This window comes from Reinekea sp., from assembly GCF_982785585.1.
The window spans coordinates 152,333-171,935 of record NZ_CEYAVF010000002.1 but is presented as its reverse complement, the minus strand read 5'-3'; the positions used below and the strand labels follow the sequence as shown (position 1 = coordinate 171,935).

At 52.9% G+C, this 19,603-nt stretch carries 22 protein-coding genes; 7 read left to right on the top strand and 15 right to left on the bottom strand.

What is annotated here, in order from left to right; genetic code table 11:
• Positions 1-810, top strand: a complete 810-nt coding sequence (gene nudC, locus AC4FIC_RS01925; RefSeq protein WP_100256521.1) for an NAD(+) diphosphatase — start codon at positions 1-3, stop codon at positions 808-810.
• On the opposite strand, the gene ccoM is transcribed toward nudC, so the two are convergent.
• The 14 genes from ccoM to AC4FIC_RS01855 form a co-directional block, all read right to left on the bottom strand.
• Positions 807-926, bottom strand: a complete 120-nt coding sequence (gene ccoM, locus AC4FIC_RS01920) for a cytochrome c oxidase subunit CcoM (protein ID WP_287419582.1) — start codon at positions 924-926, stop codon at positions 807-809. The two genes, nudC and ccoM, sit on opposite strands and share 4 nt — an antisense overlap.
• Positions 927-1,036: 110 nt before the next feature.
• Entirely contained in the window at positions 1,037-1,774 is a 738-nt protein-coding gene (gene fnr / locus AC4FIC_RS01915) for a fumarate/nitrate reduction transcriptional regulator Fnr (protein WP_100256522.1), read from the bottom strand.
• 95 nt (positions 1,775-1,869) lie between these two features.
• A complete protein-coding gene (gene ttcA / locus AC4FIC_RS01910) occupies positions 1,870-2,772 on the bottom strand; it encodes a tRNA 2-thiocytidine(32) synthetase TtcA (RefSeq protein WP_100258701.1) in 903 nt (300 codons plus the stop codon).
• 166 nt (positions 2,773-2,938) lie between these two features.
• The gene (locus AC4FIC_RS01905; protein ID WP_100256523.1) at positions 2,939-3,538 is read right to left on the bottom strand and encodes a gamma-glutamylcyclotransferase family protein; all 600 of its coding nucleotides are present in this window, start codon (positions 3,536-3,538) and stop codon (positions 2,939-2,941) included.
• Between the two features lie 3 nt (positions 3,539-3,541).
• A complete protein-coding gene (locus AC4FIC_RS01900) occupies positions 3,542-4,186 on the bottom strand; it encodes a sulfite exporter TauE/SafE family protein (protein WP_158524293.1) in 645 nt (214 codons plus the stop codon).
• A complete protein-coding gene (ccoS, locus tag AC4FIC_RS01895; protein WP_100256525.1) occupies positions 4,176-4,361 on the bottom strand; it encodes a cbb3-type cytochrome oxidase assembly protein CcoS in 186 nt (61 codons plus the stop codon). The genes AC4FIC_RS01900 and ccoS overlap by 11 nt, the downstream gene beginning before the upstream one ends.
• Positions 4,362-4,363: 2 nt before the next feature.
• Positions 4,364-6,763 (bottom strand): heavy metal translocating P-type ATPase, encoded by a 2,400-nt coding sequence (locus AC4FIC_RS01890; protein WP_100256526.1) that lies wholly within the window; start codon positions 6,761-6,763, stop codon positions 4,364-4,366.
• On the bottom strand, positions 6,760-7,266 hold the full coding sequence (locus AC4FIC_RS01885) for a FixH family protein (protein ID WP_100256527.1): 507 nt from the start codon (positions 7,264-7,266) through the stop codon (positions 6,760-6,762). The genes AC4FIC_RS01890 and AC4FIC_RS01885 overlap by 4 nt, the downstream gene beginning before the upstream one ends.
• 13 nt (positions 7,267-7,279) lie before the next feature.
• Positions 7,280-8,683 (bottom strand): cytochrome c oxidase accessory protein CcoG, encoded by a 1,404-nt coding sequence (gene ccoG, locus AC4FIC_RS01880; protein WP_476194235.1) that lies wholly within the window; start codon positions 8,681-8,683, stop codon positions 7,280-7,282.
• A gap of 92 nt (positions 8,684-8,775) precedes the next feature.
• Positions 8,776-9,666 (bottom strand): cytochrome-c oxidase, cbb3-type subunit III, encoded by an 891-nt coding sequence (gene ccoP / locus AC4FIC_RS01875; protein WP_273286148.1) that lies wholly within the window; start codon positions 9,664-9,666, stop codon positions 8,776-8,778.
• Positions 9,663-9,839: a cbb3-type cytochrome oxidase subunit 3 gene (locus tag AC4FIC_RS01870; protein WP_100256530.1), complete on the bottom strand. Its 177-nt coding sequence runs from the start codon at positions 9,837-9,839 to the stop codon at positions 9,663-9,665. Before AC4FIC_RS01870 ends, ccoP begins: the two co-directional genes overlap by 4 nt.
• Before the next feature lie 2 nt (positions 9,840-9,841).
• Positions 9,842-10,447, bottom strand: a complete 606-nt coding sequence (gene ccoO, locus AC4FIC_RS01865; protein WP_100256531.1) for a cytochrome-c oxidase, cbb3-type subunit II — start codon at positions 10,445-10,447, stop codon at positions 9,842-9,844.
• Positions 10,448-10,463: 16 nt separating this feature from the next.
• Positions 10,464-11,885: a cytochrome-c oxidase, cbb3-type subunit I gene (ccoN, locus tag AC4FIC_RS01860; protein WP_100256532.1), complete on the bottom strand. Its 1,422-nt coding sequence runs from the start codon at positions 11,883-11,885 to the stop codon at positions 10,464-10,466.
• A gap of 226 nt (positions 11,886-12,111) precedes the next feature.
• The gene (locus AC4FIC_RS01855) at positions 12,112-13,581 is read right to left on the bottom strand and encodes a cyclic-di-GMP receptor FimW-related protein (protein ID WP_100256533.1); all 1,470 of its coding nucleotides are present in this window, start codon (positions 13,579-13,581) and stop codon (positions 12,112-12,114) included.
• A 290-nt stretch (positions 13,582-13,871) separates the two neighbouring features.
• On the opposite strand from AC4FIC_RS01855, the gene AC4FIC_RS01850 reads away from it, so the two are divergent.
• Positions 13,872-14,144: an acylphosphatase gene (locus AC4FIC_RS01850; RefSeq protein WP_100256534.1), complete on the top strand. Its 273-nt coding sequence runs from the start codon at positions 13,872-13,874 to the stop codon at positions 14,142-14,144.
• A gap of 13 nt (positions 14,145-14,157) precedes the next feature.
• Here AC4FIC_RS01850 and AC4FIC_RS01845 read toward each other — a convergent pair whose 3' ends face one another.
• A complete protein-coding gene (locus tag AC4FIC_RS01845; RefSeq protein ID WP_100258702.1) occupies positions 14,158-14,736 on the bottom strand; it encodes a lytic transglycosylase domain-containing protein in 579 nt (192 codons plus the stop codon).
• A 138-nt stretch (positions 14,737-14,874) separates the two neighbouring features.
• Between AC4FIC_RS01845 and aspS the strand changes: the two genes are divergently transcribed.
• From aspS to ruvB, 5 genes are all read left to right on the top strand, one after another.
• Positions 14,875-16,647 carry an aspartate--tRNA ligase gene (gene aspS / locus AC4FIC_RS01840; protein WP_100256535.1) on the top strand — a complete coding sequence of 591 codons (1,773 nt, stop codon included), beginning with the start codon at positions 14,875-14,877 and terminating at the stop codon, positions 16,645-16,647.
• A 138-nt stretch (positions 16,648-16,785) separates the two neighbouring features.
• Positions 16,786-17,307 (top strand): crossover junction endodeoxyribonuclease RuvC, encoded by a 522-nt coding sequence (gene ruvC / locus AC4FIC_RS01835; protein ID WP_100256536.1) that lies wholly within the window; start codon positions 16,786-16,788, stop codon positions 17,305-17,307.
• Positions 17,307-17,951 carry a trimeric intracellular cation channel family protein gene (locus AC4FIC_RS01830; RefSeq protein WP_100256537.1) on the top strand — a complete coding sequence of 215 codons (645 nt, stop codon included), beginning with the start codon at positions 17,307-17,309 and terminating at the stop codon, positions 17,949-17,951. Before ruvC ends, AC4FIC_RS01830 begins: the two co-directional genes overlap by 1 nt.
• Positions 17,948-18,553, top strand: a complete 606-nt coding sequence (gene ruvA, locus AC4FIC_RS01825; RefSeq protein WP_100256538.1) for a Holliday junction branch migration protein RuvA — start codon at positions 17,948-17,950, stop codon at positions 18,551-18,553. The genes AC4FIC_RS01830 and ruvA overlap by 4 nt, the downstream gene beginning before the upstream one ends.
• 8 nt (positions 18,554-18,561) lie before the next feature.
• Positions 18,562-19,584 carry a Holliday junction branch migration DNA helicase RuvB gene (ruvB, locus tag AC4FIC_RS01820; protein ID WP_100256539.1) on the top strand — a complete coding sequence of 341 codons (1,023 nt, stop codon included), beginning with the start codon at positions 18,562-18,564 and terminating at the stop codon, positions 19,582-19,584.
• Positions 19,585-19,603: the final 19 nt, after the last annotated feature.

The window sequence follows — 19,603 nt, the reverse complement described above, 5'->3', positions numbered from 1 at the left end:
ATGCTGTACGAATTGGGTAGGCATCAAATTGAATTGCCAGGCATCGCGCCGGTATCGGATGCTCAAAGCAAGATTATTCTCTGGTATCAGGGGCAAATATTGACCCAAGATCGGCAGATTGCCTGGGCCGAAGCGGATGTACCTTATCCCTATACGGCGCGCGAATTTGTCGGGTTATTGGACGGTAAGGCGTATTTCACCGCATCCGTCAGTCAGGTATCCGCCGATCAGTCACTGTCGTCACTGCGCGATATCGCCTATCTCGATGAGACGGCCTTTATGCTCTGCGCCCGCTCCCGTGGCCTATTGGAGTGGCGCACACAACATCAATACTGTGGCCAATGTGGTCAGGTGACACACCAGATAGCCGGGGAGAATGCCCTCAGCTGCAGCCCCTGTCGCCTCAGGTTCTACCCGCGCATATCGCCCTGCATTATCGTCTTGATCACGCGGGGTGACCAGGTGTTGTTGGCCCAAGGCGAAAATCACAAGGAGCGGGGTTGGTACAGTACATTGGCCGGGTTTATCGAGTCGGGCGAATCGGCTGAGCAGGCTGTTATGCGCGAGGTTAAGGAAGAGGTCGGCGTGACGATCAAAAATATCCAATATCTAAACAGTCAGGCTTGGCCTTTTCCAAACCAATTGATGTTAGGTTTTCACGCCGAATTTGAGGCTGGCGAGATCGTCCCCGCGCCCGGGGAAATTGCCGATGCCCAATGGTTTAATATACACGACTTGCCGAAACACCCGCCCAGTGTTTCGATCGCCGGATGGCTGATTCGACAATATATCGATAACTATCGGGCCTAATCGGCCGGTGGTTTTTTTTGCGCATCGCGGTAGATGAAATAGCCAAAGCCGGCAAAGAAAGCAATCATCAAAGCCACCACAGCGATGCCTGCCAGTACAACAACGTCAAGGTACATACTGATCTCAGTTACAGATTAAGAAAGATCAGTGTAATTAGATCGGTGGGGGAGAAGGTGACCCATATCAGTTAATGGTCACAATGCGAATCTTGAATGCAAACCTTGCCTTAGTCGAGGCCGAGCTCAATCCGTTCGCACTCGGCCAAGGAGGCCATCGAGGTCAGCTCGACAAAGTTTCCGATTACTATATCTTTAGCGCTGCCCGTTGCTTCTAATAAATTTTGCTTTTGAAAACGGGTAAAGACTCGGCTTACGGTTTCCACGGCCAAACCGAGATAGTTGGCAATGTCGGCACGCGACATAGTGAGGCGATAGGACGTGCCGGAGAAACCTCGGCGTTTAAAACGTGCGGCCAAATTAATTAAAAAAGACGCAATACGCTCTTCTGCACTTTTTTTGCTGAGCAGCAACATCATCTGTTGTTCGCCCCGCAGTTCTTTACTCATTAGGCGCATCAGTTGACGTCTTAACTCGGGCATCTTACCCGCCAATTCATCCAGGCGATCGACCGGAATCTCACAAACGTTGGTGGTTTCCAGCGCCTTGGCCGAGGAGGGGTGGTTAATGGAATCGTAACTTTCTAAGCCAACCAACTCACTGGCCAAATGAAAGCCGGTAATTTGTTCTTCACCATCGTTGGTTAAAGTATAGGTTTTTATCGTCCCGGTGCGCACGGCGTAGACAGATTTAAATTCGTCGCCCTGATAAAAAAGATGCTCTCCTTTTTGCAACGGGCGGCCTCGCTTTATGATCGCATCCAGAGAGTCCATTTGGTCAACCGATAAGGCCAACGGTAAACAGAGTGGATGAAGACTGCAGTTTTTACAGGCGGTGGTTAAACCCATGACAAGGCTCCGAGCGGTAAAGCTTAATGAAATTTAAGCATACTACAGTTTTGCTTCGCTTGTGTTTCCTAACACTGATCTATTGCATTATCGTTTTATTCAGGCCTCCACGTCTTAACCAAGGTGCTGGCCAAAGGCGCATAGGGTTGATCAACATCGGTGGCGACGAGCGGGATACCACTGGCGCGCAGATCGGTAAAGTTGAAACGCTCGCGATCCGACAGTTGTGATAATGAAACATTAGCCATCGAGCGTTGAATGCTCTCGATCCGACCGGGGAACTGCGCTTCCCAATCTTGGCACATGGTTTTTATGGCCTGACGTTGCAGGCTATCTTGAGAGCCACAGAGATTGCAGGGAATAATAGGATAGTTCATCAGGCTTGAGAATCGGGCAATGTCGGCTTCCCGACAATAGGCCAAGGGCCGGATTAAAACATTGGTTTGGCTGTCACTGAGCAGCTTCGGGGGCATGGCCTTGAGTTTGCCGCCGTAAAACATATTGAGGAAAAGCGTTTCAATAATGTCGTCTCGATGATGACCTAAGGCGACCTTGTTGGCGCCAATTTGATCGGCAAATGCATAGAGGGTGCTGCGCCGCAAACGTGAGCAGATCCCGCAGGTTGTTTTCCCGTCTGGGACCGTATCCATCACAATCGAGTAGGTATCCCGCTCAAGAATATGATACGGCACGCCGAGGGCTTGTAGATAGTTGGGTAAAATTTCTTCAGGGAAATCGGGTTGCTTCTGATCCAGATTCACCACCACCAGTTCGAAGTCGATGGGTGCGCTCTTTTGCATGCTGAGCAACAGATCGAGCATGGTATAGGAGTCTTTGCCACCGGATAGGCAGACCATGACCTTATCGCCGGCTTCAATCATATTGAAATCGGCCAGCGCTCGGCCGGTATCGCGGCGCAAGCGTTTTTGCAATTTAGAGAGTTCAAGCTTGTCACTTGTGGCAGTGCCGAGCGGTATCTGTTTGGTAGATTGGGACATGTGATTGACAACTAATAGGGGATAATTTGCCGAGATTGATAACACGCCAGGTCAGGCCAGTAAATGGTTTTCACCTATAACAGATCTTTTTCAGCTGTTTTCCAGCTAATTGACCAAAAAAGACCTCATTTAGAGCCAGATTGACCCGACGCCGCGGTATATTTATTTAGGGTTTCTGAGCCAATTGTTGTTTTTGTGCCCATAAATCAGGCAGATGCTCGAGTATCACCTGATCGATTTCGGGCAGGCGATCATGCGACTTCAGCGCGCGCGGATAGGTTGGCTGGGTCCGATCATCGACCAAATGTTGCCATTGACCGGTCAGTTCGGTGAACCTCCGGGCGAAGTCGGGACCATAGTTTAGGCAGCCGTTGAGGATGACATCCAGATAACTTTGCATGATCGGTCGCTCGGCATGCGGCGCGGCCTGACTGGTGCCGACATAAGCCCATAAGGTGCCCAATACTGGCAATGCTGAGGTGCTCATGGCCTCGACCGAGGCCCATGGCACCTGAATCCGCCGGTAACCCTGTTCTCGGACATCAAAACGACTCAGGTTATCCTCATCGACGGCAAAGAACACGCCATTGCAGTGCGCATGCGCATCACTGTGCGCGCCCACGGCCGTCGCGGCATAATCCGGCACATGGACCGACCACTTGCGCGCAATGCCCTGTACTTCGACCGGATGAGCCGGTCCCGACACGCCGGTTCGGCTGCGACTATCGGAGCAAATTAGGCTGCCATAGCCGAATATATAATTCATCAGTTACCTCAGGTTTTGGTAGGCATCAAGCCAAAGGGTGCCGGCAAACAAGAGCATAATGCCGGCGAGCACAAACTTTACTTTCGGATGATACAACCAGGGTCGGATGCGGTTGGCCATCAACGCCGAGCCAACCATTGCCGGCAGCGTGCCTAAGCCAAAGAATAGCATGGCCAGAGCCGACTGCAGGACATTGGGCATACCCAGGCTAAATGCGACGGCGGTGTAAATCAGTCCGCAGGGAATAAAGCCCCATAATAGACCGATGCCATAGGCCGCTCGCGCCGAATCGATCGGCAGCAGTTTCTTGCTTAGGGGCTGCAAACGTCGCCACAGTGGGAAGCCAAGCTGTTCAAAATTCTTTAGCCATCGGTTCCACCCCAAAAAATAGAGCGCGCTTAACGCTAATAGCAAACCAGACAAGACCTTAAGCCACGGCAGGGTATGACTGGGCAGTAGGTGGGCAAAGTAGCTAAATAGCGTCCCCAGGAAAACATAGGTGGTGACCCGGCCGATACTATAATAGGCCGTCAGAATCGGGCGAGTTGAGTTGAGTCCGGCCGCTACCATAAGGCCGCCACACATCCCCATGCAATGGCCCGCGGACACTAGGCCGATCAAGAACGCGGCGAGTAAATCAGTCGTCACTATCCTGCTCCTTGTCTGGCTTCGGTACCATATGGTCGTCATCCTCAAACAGAATGCGCTGGCCTGGACTGTCCAGATCGTCGTATTGGCCACTGCGCACCGACCACCAAAACAGCAGTCCGGCAACCGCCAACAAAAATAGGCTTGCCGGTATCAAGAGTAACAGTATATCCACAGCTATTTCCTCAAACGACTGGCGTTACCAACCACCAACAGTGAACTCACCGACATCCCAATAGCGGCCTGCCACGGAGCGACCAATCCCAGGGCCGCGATCGGCAGGGCGATAAGATTGTAAAGCAGCGCCCAGGCCAGGTTTTGACGAATAATTTTCTGGGTGCGCCGCGCGACACCGATCGCGTGGGCGATCACTTGCAGGTCGTTGGTGAACAGCAGCACATCGGCTTGGGTCTTGGTTAAATCGGTTGCCTCCAACATAGCAATAGACAACGAGGCACCGGCTAGGAAGGGTGCATCGTTTAAGCCGTCACCGACTACTGCCAGAGAGTTGGCGGCACGCTGTTCGACCCAGGCTAACTTCTCGCCGGGTGTACAACCAGCAAGAAACTGGCCGTTGAGTCCGGCCGTGCGCAATCTGGCCTCGGCTAGGGGGTTGGCATCTCCGGTCAAGACATGGCTGCGGATCTGTAATCCCGTCAGCGTATCAAATAGCGGCGCTACCGTGCTGCGCAGTCGGTCTGTCAGGGTTAGGGTGGCCATTAGCTGGTCATTACAAGTCAGGTAGAGACGAGTCCCCTCGGTCTGTATCGCTTCGTCTTGGTGGGTGAAGGCTGCCGAACCCAAGCGCCATAAACCCAGTTCAGATTGCCCCTGGATGCCCGCGCCCGGAACCGTTTCGACCGCCTCAATGACCAGAGCCGATGCACTGAACTCTGCAGTTAAGGGTTTTAAGGCGTTGGCCATAGCATGTTCGCTGTACTGTTCTAACGCGCCACAGATGTATTTTAATCGCGCCTCGGAAAATGCCCAACGATCGGCATTGGGATCGCGATTAAAGTCGCTGAGCTCAAATCGGCCTTCAGTTAAGGTCCCGGTTTTATCGAATGCCACCTCAGTCAATTGCGCCAGGCGTTCCAACACATAACCTCGGGTTATCACAAAGCCTTGGCGCTTGAGCTGTGCCATGGATTGCGCCAGTGCCGTTGGGGTTGCTAAGCTGAGCGCACAGGGACAGGTGACCACTAGCACACTGATTACCACCCAGAAGGCCCGATCTGGATCGAGCCACAGCCATACCAGGCCAATCAGCAGCGAAACCAAAAGAGTCGACAGGATAAACTGGCGTGAACCCCGGTCGGCCAGCTCGGCGATGCGTGGCTTTTCAGCGCTGGCGCGATCGACCAATTGTTGCAGGAAATTAACGGCGCTGCCGGTGGTCATATGCTGCACCTGGATATCAACCGACTGCAGTTGGTTGATGGTTCCCGCCAGTACCGGATCGCCGAGTTGTTTCGCACGACCTCTGAATTCACCGCTGAAACTGGATTCGTCAAATTCACTTTGGCCGCGCACCACCGTGCCATCACAGGGGCTGGTTTCGCCGGCTAAGAGCCGAATGATCTGGCCATCAATTAGGTCGCGAATCGATGTTTCACGCACCGTGCCGCCCTCTACTAGGCTGCAGGTTGCTGGCAGAACTCGGACCAGGGTATTGCCCTGCGCATTGGAGAGGGTGCGAGCGCGAAATTCCAAAAATCGACTCAGAACGAGGAAAAAGGTAAACATATTGACCGATTCATAGAACACCTCACCCTGGCCGGTAACAGTGGCCCAAACACTGGCCAGAAATGCACTTAAGATCGCGATACTGACGCTGACGTCCATGGACAATTGACGGTTCTTAAGGGCATGGCCGGCCGCGGTAAAAAAGGGCCAGGCGGAAATAAGGATCACCGGCAAGGTCAGCAGCAAGCTGGTCCACCACAGCCAGCGTTCATGACTGTCACTGATATCGCCCGAATAAAGCGCGACGGCATTCATCATCGCTTGCATCATACCGATTCCGGCAACTCCAAGACGCAGAATAAATTGCCGCTGGGTGCGCGCTCGGGCCAGTTCGGCCGCATCGGGCAGATAGGGTGCTGCGCGATAGCCGATCAATAACAGACTTTTGAAAATATCGGAGAGTTTGACGTCGCCAGGCTGCCACTCAATCGATAAGCGATGGGTCGCGGCATTCATCGCGACGTAGCTAACCCCCGCCAATTGTTGCAGGCGCTTTTCGATCAACCAAGTGCAGGCTGAACAGCTGATGCCTTCAATTAAAAAGATCGCCGTCTTGCGCCCATCGCTCGCCCGAGTAGTGAATTCATTCTGAACATCATCACGATCATAGACTAATAAGGCCTGTTGTTGTTTGTCGCTCAGGGCGGTGTCGACGGGCTGTTGGTCGGGTTGGTGAAAGCGATAATATTCGCCTAAGCCGCTCGCGACTATCATTTGAGCCGCGGCGCGGCATCCCAGACAACAGAAAAAGCGAGCGTCGCCTAGCACATTGAGTTCAAAGGCTTCGTCCGGATTGACCAAGCCACAATGGAAGCAGTTTGTAGAGCTCATTGTTGCTTGGGCAGTAAAATCATCGAGGCGGACGCGGGGGGGACTATGCCCGAGCCGTGCAGTCGCCAATTGACGCTTTCACCGATCGGTTGAATTTGCAGTTGGCGCTTGCCGATAACCGGTTTGGTCAGGCGCCCTTGGTACTGGCCCAAACCTTGATGCTGTAACAGCACTGAAACATCGCCAGCCTTGGCCGTTGGAAAGATAAATAATAGCCTGAGGGCCTCCGGTAAGGGGGTCAAATCGCCACTGAGCGTCACCAGCAGTTTATCATCGATCCAGAGTAGATCCGCGCGCAAATTCTGCGCTCGGGCCAGCGCATCTTCGTCTTTACGGACAAAGATGCCCTTGCCGTCCTTGTAGTAGTTATCCACCACTACGCCATCATTGGTTTTGATCGCCAGATAGAGCATGGTGAAGCCAAGCACAAAGACAACCAGCAGCGGCGAGACAATAAACCATAACCAAAATTGTTTATACCAAGGACCTTCTAGTTCTGACACAGCTTACTCCGAGTTAGAAATTGGCAGGGCCAAAGAATCGACTTTCTTCGGTCGTTGCCAGTTTGGGATCTTCTTCACCGGTGATGGAGAAGTATATCTTGCTGGTAGGCAGCCTATTTAGGTCTGCTGGCAACACCAGTAGGGTGGGCACCGTCACGGCATCCCCGCCGGGCACTTGGACCCGCTGCGATGAACGAAAAGCTAAACCCGGTAAGCCGTCAACACTGATCAAAAAGGTTTGGGGCTGTTCCGTCATATTGGCGATCTTCAACAAATAACTGTTTTGAATCAGACCGTTCGAGGTCATCTTGTGCAGCGCCCCACGATCTCGGATGATATCCAGCTCAATCGGCACCCGGGCGATTAGGACCAAGGCAAAAGCAATGGTCATCAACACCAGGGCCGCAGCATAGGCCAGTAGGCGGGGCCGCATGAGGCTCGACTGAATGCCCTCGAGTTTGTTTTCCGTGGTATAGCGCACCAGGCCAGTGTCGTAGCCCATTTTCTCCATCACACTGTCGCACGCGTCCACACAGGCGGCACAGCCAATGCACTCGTACTGCAGCCCATCCCGTATATCGATCCCAGTCGGACATACCTGGACGCATAAGTCGCAGTCGATGCAATCGCCCAAGCCCAGTTTGGCCGGGTCGTCATTACGCCGCCGTGCGCCGCGTGACTCGCCGCGCGCCGCGTCATAGCTGACAATCAAAGTGTCGCGGTCGAACATCACCGATTGAAACCGGGCATAAGGGCACATATAGATGCACACCTGTTCGCGCAACCAACCGGCATTGCCATAGGTAGCCAGCGTGAAAAAGGCGATCCAAAATATGACCCAGCCACCGGCAGACAGCTGAGCCAGATCCGCCAAGAGTTCTTTGATCGGGACAAAATAGCCCACGAAGGTGATCGCCGTCGCCAGCGCTACCAGGACCCAGAGTAGGTGTTTGGCGGCCTTACGTAGAATTTTGAGACCGCTCAGACCCTGTCGGTCTAACTTGATGCGCGCGTTACGCTTACCTTCGGTTTTCTCCTCGATAAACAAAAATACCCAGGTAAAAACGCTCTGCGGGCAGGTGTAGCCGCAGAATACGCGACCGGCAAAAACGGTAATAAAAAATAGCGCGAAAGCGGAGATGATGAGCGCCCAAGACAAAAGGATAAAGTCTTGTGGCCAGAAGGTGACGCCGAAAATATGGAATTGACGTTGCGGTAAGTCAAATAGCACCGCCTGACGATCTCCCCAGCTCAACCAGAGGGTGCCAAAGTAGGCGGCAAATAAAAACATGCCGCCAAAGAATCTTAGATTGCGAAAATAACCCCGGATGCGCCTGATGTAAATCTTGGCCGCGGATTGATATAGGTCGGTCATGATGATTTCGGATGGTTCTTGAGACGTTTTGTGTTCAGACATGAAGAGACCACTGGACCGCGAAAATCATACACAAGCGCCAGTCTAAAGGCGCTTGTGGACAACGAGAAGGGAGGCCAGGCCTCCCATACACTTTAATTACTCAGGCTGTAAACATAACCCGCTAATAAGTGGACCTTTTGCTCACCCAATATATCTATCCAGGCTGGCATGTTACCGGCTCGACCGTTGGTCAGGGTGGTCACGACATCGCGTCGCAGATCCTGATCAGGTAGATCGTAGAGCCAAATATTGTCGGTCAGGTTAGGCGCTCCGATCAGCGTCGAGCCGGTCCCTTCCTGACCGTGGCAAGCACTGCACATCTGCGCAAAAATAACCTGGCCTTGCGCCGCTTGCGCGTCGTTGTGCTCATTGCCAGATAGTTCTAACACGTATTCGGTAACCGCCGCAATTCCCGTGGTACCTAGGGTATCTTTCCAGGCGGGCATTTGACCGCGTCGACCCTGGATCAGCGTTGTTTCAATATTGTCGCCGCTGCCGCCGTAGAGCCAGTCAGCGTCGGCCAAGTTCGGGAAACCATAGTAGCCTTGGGCGTTTTGGCCATGGCAAATGGCGCAGTTAATCATAAAGAGTTGCTGACCCATGCGCAGGGCCTGATCATTAGCCTGCAACTCCTCAACGGGCACACTCGCATAGCGCGCAAAAAACTCGCCATACTTGGTATCGTGTTGGCTCGTCTCTGCCTCGAGTTGGCCGGCCGAGGTCCAATTGAGCAAGCCGTTCCAATTGCCGATTGGATACAGCACCATATAGCCGAGGCCAAATACGATGGTGAGCCAAAACAAATTGAGCCACCACTTGGGCATTGGGTTATTGAGTTCTTCAATGCCATCAAAGCTGTGGCCGGTGGTCTCTTCAGGATCGGTACCGCCGGGCATTCTGCGAGTAAAGAAAAGCAATGCCATCAAGCCCAGAATCATAATGCCGGTCAGACCGAAGATGTAGGCATTCCAAAAAGTACTCATTCCTGTTCTCCCTTGATACGCTCTTGCTCTGCATCCAGTTCATCGGCAAAGGGCAAGTTTGCCGCCTCATCGAAGCGCTGCTTGTTTTTACCGCTGTAAGCCCAAAAACACACTGCGCCGAAGGCCACCGTGGTGAACACCGTAGCAAGCGCACGTAAGTCGTTAATATCCATAGTTATCGTCCGGTAATGACGGTGCCAAGCTGCTGCAGGTAGGCAACCAAGGCGTCGATTTCCTTAACTCCCTCGGTCTGCTGTGCGGCGGTGGCGATGTCTTCAGTACTATAGGGCACGCCAAGACGTTGCAGTGCGCGCAGCTTGTTGGGTGTTTTGGCGCTCTTGACACGATCTTCAAATAACCAGTTGAAGCGCGGCATATTCGACTCTGGCACTACCGAGCGCGGGTCGAACAGATGCGCCTTGTGCCACTCATCGCTATAGCGTCCGCCAACCCGAGCCAGATCGGGTCCGGTGCGTTTGGAACCCCACTGGAAAGTATGGTTATAGATCAGCTCGCCGGCTTGAGTGAACTCGCCATAGCGTTCAACCTCGGCACGTAAGGGTCGAATCATCTGCGAGTGGCAGTTATGACAGCCCTCGCGGATATAAATATCACGCCCTTCCAGCTGCACCGGCGTCAAGGGTACTAGACCCGCAACGGGTTCGGTTGTGTCCTTGAGAAAAAATAGTGGCACGATTTCAACCAAGCCACCGAAGCTGATCGCGATAGCGATGAAAACAGCCATAAGACCAACATTTTTTTCTACTTTTTCATGTTTCATGATCGGTATCTCTCCCTTATGCGGCGGTTTGTGACGCATCAGCGCTACGAATGGTCTTCCATACGTTGACAGCCATTAAGATCATGCCTGATAGGAAGATCAGACCCCCAATGAGTCGCACCACATAGCCCATCCAGCTTTGTTCAACACCCTGCACGAAGCTATAGGCCAGCGTGCCATCGGCATTAATGGCGCGCCACATTAGGCCTTGCATAATGCCATTTACCCACATCGAGGCGATGTAGAGGACGGTGCCTACCGTGGCGAGCCAAAAGTGAACGTTTATCCAATTCACGCTGTACATCTGCTCTTTGTTCCACAACTTGGGAATGGTGTGGTACATCGCGCCGATGGTGATCATGGCAACCCAGCCGAGGGCGCCGGAATGAACATGGCCAATGGTCCAGTCGGTATAGTGAGACAGGGCGTTGACGGTTTTGATCGCCATCATCGGACCTTCAAAGGTCGACATACCATAGAAGGATAGGGAGACCACCAAAAAGCGCAGAATTGGATCGGTGCGTAACTTATACCAAGCACCAGAGAGCGTCATCATGCCATTGATCATGCCGCCCCAACTCGGGGCCAACAGAATCAAGGACATCGCCATGCCCAAATTTTGAGCCCAATCCGGTAAAGCTGAATAATGCAGGTGGTGGCCGCCGGCCCACATATAGACCGAAATCAGGGCCCAAAAGTGCACGATCGACAAGCGATAGGAATAGACCGGGCGCTCGGCCTGCTTCGGGACATAGTAGTACATCATGCCCAAGAAGCCGGCGGTCAAGAAAAACCCGACGGCGTTATGGCCATACCACCACTGCACCATGGCGTCGGTCGTCCCGGCATAGGCCGAATAGGCATGGGTCATACTGGTGGGCATGGCCGCACTGTTGACGATATGGAGCACCGCCACGGTAATAATAAAAGCAAGAAAGAACCAGTTGGCAACATAAATATGCGGCATCTTACGATTCATAATGGTGCCGACGAAAACGGCCAAATAGGACAACCAAACCACGGTGATCAGAATGTCGATGGGCCAAATTAATTCGGCATACTCCTTACCGGCGGTGAGGCCCAAAGGTAAGGTAATTACTGCGGCAACTATCACCGCCTGCCAACCCCAGAAGGTAAAGCTCGCCAATTGACCAAAGGCCAAACGTGCCTGGGTGGTTCGTTGCACTACATAATAGGAAGTTGCGAACAGGGCGCAGCCACCAAAGGCAAATATGACCGCATTGGTGTGCAATGGGCGTAAACGACCAAAATGGAAGTAGGGCCCAAAGTTCAGTTCAGGAAAGGCCATTTGAGCCGCAATAATGACACCCAGCAGCATGCCAACCACGCCCCAGACAATAGTCATAATGGAGAATTGTTTAACGACCTTGTAATTGTAAGTTTCGGCAGATTGCGAGGTTTGAAGTGCATTACTCATCTATGCGGTTCCAATCGTTATTGGTAGGGGGTAGGCGGTTTGCGCGCAAGTATGATGCCAGCATCTGCCTAATGCAATTGACCTGAATCAATATTTACCTAAGTGCATTTGATACGAGAAGGGGTTTTAGATAGATCTGCTCAGGGCCGCTGCGAAACTAGAATTTTGGCACTATTGTCCTCATCAAAAAGTAGGATGATTACGGAGTATAAGCTGGATTTTTTCATCACGGGCGGGTTCTTTGCAGACGAATTTGATCGACGTGTTGACCTCGCTGGATTAAGGACTGTGCGCGTGCATCGAGCGAAATGCCGTCGCGCTTATAATATAGGTGTACGGCCATATTGTTGGCACAATAGCCCTTATAGGTGATCAACGAATCGTTATCTGCAGTCGAAATAAGCAGAGCTTGGGTAATGCCGTCCCGTGCCCTAACTGTGACCGGTTGCAGATTGCCGAGAATGAATTCGAAGCCGAAAATGATCGACACCTCGGTCCGTTTTAACCAGCGCACCAGGCCCAACGCTCCGCTGGCGTCAAATTCTGGGTAATGCATAACCACATCACCGACCGACACCAACCCCATCTCGTCCTGCAAAGCCGTAATCTTAACGCACGCGCCGATTTTACTTCTGTTAATGGTATGGCTGTTGATTAGCCTAGAGGGCGATGCTTGAGGCGATCGAAGATAGCGGTAGATAGTGTTCAGGCCCAGGGCCGTGCGCGCTGCCATCAAACAGGGCGCGCGATCGTAGCGTCGACTAGAGGCCTGCTGCCAGGCAATAAGCGCCTTTTTTAACGCCATAAAGGCATCGATGTTATCGCACTGCAGCGGAAATCCGATCTGCTGGGCGCTAGACCCAGTGCGCAGCTGCGTCATATTCTGTCGAGCTTGGTCCATCAGTCCTGAGGGGTCCAATACTCGAACACTCCGGCTATTGGCCAGGGCCTGAATCTCTTTCGACGATTGAGCTCCGAGCGGCGACGCCAAATCGATGTAAAAATTATGACTGTAAAAGGCTCGGTTTTCCTGTCGATCGAGCTGGCCGCGGTATGACCACTTGCGCAAATAACCCTCCAGTAAGCGTTGTTCTTCATCGTTTAGATGCTCCGGCTGGGCCGCTTGAAATAGTAAGGCCTGCTTGTAGCGACTCGCAATATCGCGGTGATCGGGTTTGTTGCTTTGAAAATCGGTTAATAGATGGGACTCAGCAAATTGGTAGAGACGGTTTAACTCAGCCCATAAACAACCCGGATGGCTGCGATATTGAGCACTAAAGTCTTGCAGCTGCTCCGCCAATGACGAGACGGTCCAATAGACAATATTGGCCAGCTCCTCTTTTGAATGGGGCGCCGCGTCACGCAACAGCAGTTTTGCCGCAAAGGCAAACTCGCGATTGAGATCGGGCAAGTCGCGCCGCTGCCTGAGATCCAAGGCGACTTCGGTGCATCGCACCTGGCGGATAAACACTAAAAAGTGGTTAATTAAGCCTTCGGTAAGGCTTAGGCGGACATCACCATTGAGAGCTGCGCGGTTTAGCTTGTGTAGCGTTGCTAGGATTTTATCGAATTGATCGGCAAAGTCAGTCGGGTTGAGTATCTGATTGACCAATACATCGCGGCATAGGGCAATCGCATCCTTATTAATGTAGAGGTTCTGCTTGGGTAGGGTAAGGTGCAATGCGGCGATACTCATGGGTCACTCCTCCAGAGTCGACTTGCTGGCTAATACTTTAGCGTTTTTTTAAAATGCTGCTGGAGTTAAAGTATTAGATGCAAACTGAGTCACAGTTCGAACGCTGTACCCCTTGATCTTAGGCCTGGTAAGGTATTTGGACGGTTCTTTTTTACGTCTTAACTGACGATCCGGCGCTGGTGCAAAGCCTTACCAGGTCGACTCCAGACGCTGGACCGGGCAAAGCATAGAAATTGCAGCGAATTTTGGTATGCTTATCGACACGAAATGAGATGCAAACAAGGGTAACTATGCAACAGTGTCTGAAAGCCTGGGTGTTTGGCAAGGTCCAGGGTGTTGGTTATCGGCTTTTTTGCAAACGCAAGGCGAAGGAGTTGGGTTTGCAAGGCTATGCCCTGAACCTACCCGATGGCCGCGTCGAGGTATTGATTTGTGGCGAGGAGGTGCAATTGCAGGAGATGATTGCCGCCCTGTATATTGGGCCGACCTTTGCCCAGGTCTTGGGTGTGGACGTCGAATCGTCTGAGCCGCAACGCTTGACCGGCTTTATGACCGGTGGCTGATTGGGTCGCCGATCTAGTCACTCAAACGCCAATAGTTACGCCAATAGGTGAGTACCCGTTTCGGATACCAGGTTTGCCCGCGACTGCCGTTATAGCGTGCCAGGGCGCGAACTAGACTGCCGTCTTCGATGCGCAAGTAATGCGCCAAGATAGTCGTGCCGTAGCGCAGGTTGGTGGCGGTATCCATTAGATTGTCATTTTCGCGGCCAATTTCTTGTTTCCAGAACGGCATGATTTGCATCATCCCGCGTGCACCCGCGTAGGAAATAGCATAGGGATCAAAGGCGCTCTCAACCTGAATCAGCGCCAAAACCAGACCGGGCTCGAGTCCCACCCGCACCGCTTCCTGGTGAATTTGAGTCAATAAAATTAACCGTTGTTGGGCATCCGGCAGCCACCTGCTCAGCGGCTCGGACATGCTGGCGAGCCAGACTTGGCCAATATAGGGGTCTGCAAATGAGTTTGGCTGGTTCAGTGCGCTGCGCAGGGCGGCAGCCAACTCGTTGTCGACGGCATCCGCCCGGGCGAGGTTTGCGGTTAAGGCGAGCGCAAGGCTGCCTAGCAGTGCGATAAATTTAGAAAATATAGCCATTAGACGCATTTTTAATCAAATCAATCAATTATATAGTAACAGATGTGAGGGTTTGGGCACGGACAGGTTATTTCTTGCGACGTTTACTTGTACACTGCTCCCCTTTTTGCGAATTGACTACTTGGATCGGGAAAAACCATGCGAAGCCTGTATTGTGGAGAGCTGAATAGCTCTCATATTGATCAAACCGTGACCGTTTCTGGTTGGGTTCATCGTCGTCGTGATCATGGCGGCGTAATTTTCCTTGATATGCGCGATCGTGAGGGCATATTACAGGTGGTTTTTGACCCGGATGCTGAGGCCAGTTTTGCCACCGCCGATAAAGTGCGCAGCGAATATGTGGTTGAAATAACTGGCCTGGTGCGCGCCCGGCCAGAGGGTACCAGCAATAAAAACATGGGTACCGGCGAAATTGAAATGCTTGGCCGTAGCATTAGCGTATTAAACAAGGCCCAGACGCCGCCGTTTCCGCTCGATGGTTATTCGGATGTGGGCGAAGACGTCCGCCTCAAGTTCCGGTATATGGACTTACGCCGTCCGGAAATGCAGCAAAAGCTGATACTGCGCGCGCGCATCACCTCGGCCATTCGTCGGTCCTTGGAAGATCAGGGCTTTATTGACATCGAGACCCCCATCCTGAACCGAGCAACGCCCGAAGGCGCGCGCGATTATTTGGTGCCCTCGCGGACCCATGCCGGCTCGTTTTTCTCCTTACCGCAATCGCCGCAACTCTTTAAGCAGTTGTTGATGGTAGCCGGTTTTGACCGTTATTATCAAATTGCGAAATGTTTTCGCGATGAAGATTTGCGCGCCGATCGACAACCGGAATTTACCCAGATAGATCTTGAAACGTCCTTTATGGACGAAGAAGGCATCATGGGCATTACCGAAACCATGATCCGCGAACTGTTTAAGAAAGTTCTCGATGTTGAATTTGACGACTTTCCGAGAATGGCTTTCGCCGAAGCCATGGAGCGTTACGGCAGTGATAAGCCCGATCTGCGTATCCCCCTGGAGCTGGTTACGGTCAGTGATCTGATGGCAGGTGTTGAGTTTAAGGTATTTTCCGGCCCGGCGATCGACCCCCAAGGCCGTGTTGCCGCCTTGAAAGTTCCCGGTGGTAATAGCCTGACGCGCAAACAAATCGATGATTACACCAAGTTTGTCGGTATCTATGGTGCCAAGGGCTTGGCCTATATCAAGGTTAATGATCTCACGGATCTGGAAGAGGGCCTGCAATCACCGATTGTGAAATTCTTACCAATAGAAGTGCGCAAAGCCTTATTAGAACGGCTCGACGCCCAGAACGGTGATCTGATCTTTTTTGGTGCCGATAAAGCCAAGATCGTCAACGATGCCTTGGGTGCTTTGCGCTGCAAGATCGGCGCCGATCTGGATCTCTACACCAAGGCTTGGGCACCGCTTTGGGTGGTCGACTTCCCAATGTTTGAGCTAAATGGCGACGTGCGCCTGAATGCCTTGCACCATCCCTTTACCATGCCGTCCTGTACCATTGAGGAACTCAAGGCCAATCCGGAGGCCGCGTTGTCGCGCGCTTACGACATGGTCCTTAATGGCATGGAGCTCGGCGGTGGATCTATTCGTATCCACAATGAAGAAATGCAGAATGCTGTTTTTGATGTTTTGAAAATGGACAAGGAAGAGCAAGAAGACAAGTTCGGATTTCTTCTGGCAGCTTTGCGCTTCGGTGCGCCACCGCATGGCGGTTTGGCGTTCGGTTTGGACCGCCTGGTCATGTTGATGACTGGATCGGACTCTATTCGAGAGGTTATTGCCTTCCCGAAAACCCAAACTGCGGCCTGTGTTATGACTCGTGCGCCGAGTCAGGTCGAGCCGGAGCAGCTCAAGGAATTGCATATACGCGTTCGTAAAGCCGCTTCGGACACCTAGGTGGAGCCGAAGGGCTGCTGAAATAGATGATAAAAGGAGCCTTAGCGCTCCTTTTTGCTTAGTATTTCAGGCAACATAACCGACCGCTGACCTCCAGCGGCGCAATGGCAATAGACCCCTTACCAACAGGATAGATCCTTGACGCTTATATTGGGAATAGATCCGGGCTCCCGCAAGACCGGCTTTGGCATTATTAATCAGGTCGGTGGCAAAACCGAATATGTCACCAGTGGCGTGATTCGAGTCCATAAAGAACCTAATATGCCGGCACGCTTGGATCTTATTTTTTCCAGTTTGGTGGGGATTATCACCGAATATGGCCCGCACTGTATGGCGATTGAGGAAATCTTTATGGGTCGAGGGCCGGATTCAGCGTTAAAGTTGGGTCAGGCGCGAGGCGTTGCCATGGTGGCGGGCACCCAGTCCAAGCTGGAAATATTTGAATATGCCGCTCGCAAGGTAAAGCAAGCCGTGGTTGGTAATGGCAATGCCGACAAGGATCAGGTGGCCTACATGGTGCAATCGATCTTGAAGTTGCCCGGCTTGCCTCAGGAGGACGCGGCGGATGCGCTGGCGGTGGCCTTGTGCCACAACTATGTCCATACCGGATTGATTAACATAGCCGGCGCTACGCGCACTCGGCGAGGACGGATTGTCTAATGGAACTGCTCTATGGGATTGAACTCTTTGGCATCGTGGTGTTTGCCATGGCCGGGGCAATCGAGGCCTCTCGCTGTCGCTTTGATCTGTTTGGGGTGCTGGTTCTCGCCTTTGTCTCCGCGCTGGGCGGCGGCACCCTGCGCGACCTGTTGCTGGATGTTTCACCGCTCGCCTGGATCGGTGATTTAACTCTGGCCTATGTTGCCCTGGTGGCAGGTGTGGCAACCTTTGTGCTAATCAAATTTGTCCGGGTACCCTTTCGAGCCCTGCTCTACGCCGACGCGATCGGCCTGGCTGCCTTTACCGTCAGTGGCACCCAAGCGGCTATTGAGTTGGCCATGCCCGGCCTTATCGCTGTTATGATGGGCATGGCCTCCGGGATCGTCGGCGGTATAGTGCGCGATATCCTAGCCAACGAAATCCCTTTGATTTTTCGCCGGGATGTCTACGCCACAGCCGCCTTGGTTGGGGCTGTTTGGGTATATTGCAGTCAGCTGTTTAACTTTCATGTGGAGCTGTCGATCCTAATCGGCTTTGGTCTGATCTGTGTGATACGCTTCGCAGCGATCCGCTGGCACCTATCGTTGCCGGCATTTATGAATACCACTTCTTATCGTAAAGAAAACCACCAAGGTGACTTATGATTGGCCGAATACAGGGTTTGTTGATAGAGAATAAGGCGCCAGATCTGCTGATTGATGTTCAGGGTGTCGGTTATGAACTGCAGGCGCCCTTATCGACGGCATTCGCGCTGCCGGGCTTGGGTGACTCGGTCACCTTGCACACCCACATGGTAGTGCGCGAAGACGCTCAACTCTTATACGGTTTTGCCACCCGGGGCGAACGCACCCTGTTTCGCACCCTGATAAAGATTAATGGCGTTGGTCCCAAGTTGGCGTTGGCCATCCTTAGTGGCATGGAAACCTCGCGTTTTGTACAACTCATCCACGATCAGGATCCCGGTGCCTTGGTAAAAATACCCGGGGTTGGTAAAAAAACCGCCGAACGCCTGATTGTTGAAATGAAAGATAAGTTAAATGCCTTGGGCAGCGCGGGCAGCCTATTGATCACGCCGCTGGAGGCCCACGCCAACAGTTTCGCGCTGCTCAATGCCCAGCAAGATGCTGAAAGCGCCCTTATTGCGCTCGGTTATAAGCCCGCCCAGGCAGCTAAGGCCGTCACGACGGTATCCACCGACGGCATGACATCGGAAGCTATTATTCGTGCCGCCCTGAAGGCCCTATAGAGGTAGTTATGATCGAAACAGATCGGTTTGTTAGCCCGGTGACGGAGTCCACGCGCGAAGTTCATTATGATCGTGCCATTCGGCCGGCCACGCTGAAAGACTACGTCGGGCAGGTTGCGGTACGTGAAAAAATGGAGATTTTCATCGGTGCTGCGCGTAACCGTAATGAACCCCTCGATCACACACTCATCTTCGGGCCTCCGGGTTTGGGCAAGACCACCCTCGCGAATATTATCGCTAACGAGATGGGCGTGAATATCAAAACCACCTCCGGACCGGTACTAGAGCGCGCCGGTGACTTGGCCGCCATGCTGACCAATCTGGAAGAGGGCGATGTGTTGTTTATCGATGAAATACATCGCCTCGCCGCCAATATCGAAGAGATCCTCTATCCAGCGATGGAAGACTACCAGTTGGATATCATGATTGGCGAAGGCCCGTCGGCGCGCAGTATTAAGCTTGACCTGCCGCCCTTCACGCTAGTCGGTGCGACCACTCGGGCCGGCTTGCTGACCTCGCCCTTGCGCGATCGCTTTGGCATAGTTGAACGCTTGGAGTTCTACACTATCGGCGAACTGGCCACCATCGTTGCCCGCTCGGCCACCAAACTGGGTATCGAGGTTGACGATCTCGGTGCCACCGAAATTGCTCGTCGATCGCGCGGTACCCCGCGCATAGCCAATCGCTTACTGCGTCGGGTGCGCGACTTTGCCGAGATGAAATACGATGGCAAGGTCAGTTTGGAGGTTGCCGATGGCGCCCTGAACCTGTTACATGTCGATAAGGCTGGCTTTGATCCGCTCGACCGCAAAGTGCTGCTGATCTTGATCGAGCGCTTTGGCGGCGGTCCCGCCGGCATTGAGAATATTGCCGCGGCCTTGAGTGAAGAGCGCGATACGCTGGAAGATGTGGTAGAGCCGTATCTGATTCAGCAGGGGTATCTGGTTCGGACCCCGCGGGGACGGATGGTCACGGACCTAGCCTATTTGCATTTTGAATTACCGGTACCGACGCTAGGCCGATCGACCTAGCCAAGCTCGTTGGATGTTG

Excerpts from the sequence above, each read along its gene's own strand:
- AC4FIC_RS01870 (WP_100256530.1), bottom strand. The coding sequence starts at position 9,839 with ATGGATATTAACGACTTACGTGCGCTTGCTACGGTGTTCACCACGGTG.
- AC4FIC_RS01855 (WP_100256533.1), bottom strand. The coding sequence starts at position 13,581 with ATGAGTATCGCCGCATTGCACCTTACCCTACCCAAGCAGAACCTCTAC.
- AC4FIC_RS01850 (WP_100256534.1), top strand. The coding sequence starts at position 13,872 with ATGCAACAGTGTCTGAAAGCCTGGGTGTTTGGCAAGGTCCAGGGTGTT.
- AC4FIC_RS01905 (WP_100256523.1), bottom strand. The coding sequence starts at position 3,538 with ATGAATTATATATTCGGCTATGGCAGCCTAATTTGCTCCGATAGTCGC.
- fnr (WP_100256522.1), bottom strand. The coding sequence starts at position 1,774 with ATGGGTTTAACCACCGCCTGTAAAAACTGCAGTCTTCATCCACTCTGT.
- AC4FIC_RS01830 (WP_100256537.1), top strand. The coding sequence starts at position 17,307 with ATGGAACTGCTCTATGGGATTGAACTCTTTGGCATCGTGGTGTTTGCC.
- ccoP (WP_273286148.1), bottom strand. The coding sequence starts at position 9,666 with ATGAGTACTTTTTGGAATGCCTACATCTTCGGTCTGACCGGCATTATG.
- AC4FIC_RS01890 (WP_100256526.1), bottom strand. The coding sequence starts at position 6,763 with ATGAGCTCTACAAACTGCTTCCATTGTGGCTTGGTCAATCCGGACGAA.
- aspS (WP_100256535.1), top strand. The coding sequence starts at position 14,875 with ATGCGAAGCCTGTATTGTGGAGAGCTGAATAGCTCTCATATTGATCAA.
- nudC (WP_100256521.1), top strand. The coding sequence starts at position 1 with ATGCTGTACGAATTGGGTAGGCATCAAATTGAATTGCCAGGCATCGCG.
- ttcA (WP_100258701.1), bottom strand. The coding sequence starts at position 2,772 with ATGTCCCAATCTACCAAACAGATACCGCTCGGCACTGCCACAAGTGAC.
- ruvA (WP_100256538.1), top strand. The coding sequence starts at position 17,948 with ATGATTGGCCGAATACAGGGTTTGTTGATAGAGAATAAGGCGCCAGAT.
- ccoM (WP_287419582.1), bottom strand. The coding sequence starts at position 926 with ATGTACCTTGACGTTGTTGTACTGGCAGGCATCGCTGTGGTGGCTTTG.
- AC4FIC_RS01845 (WP_100258702.1), bottom strand. The coding sequence starts at position 14,736 with ATGGCTATATTTTCTAAATTTATCGCACTGCTAGGCAGCCTTGCGCTC.
- ccoG (WP_476194235.1), bottom strand. The coding sequence starts at position 8,683 with ATGTCTGAACACAAAACGTCTCAAGAACCATCCGAAATCATCATGACC.
- ruvB (WP_100256539.1), top strand. The coding sequence starts at position 18,562 with ATGATCGAAACAGATCGGTTTGTTAGCCCGGTGACGGAGTCCACGCGC.
- ccoO (WP_100256531.1), bottom strand. The coding sequence starts at position 10,447 with ATGAAACATGAAAAAGTAGAAAAAAATGTTGGTCTTATGGCTGTTTTC.
- ccoN (WP_100256532.1), bottom strand. The coding sequence starts at position 11,885 with ATGAGTAATGCACTTCAAACCTCGCAATCTGCCGAAACTTACAATTAC.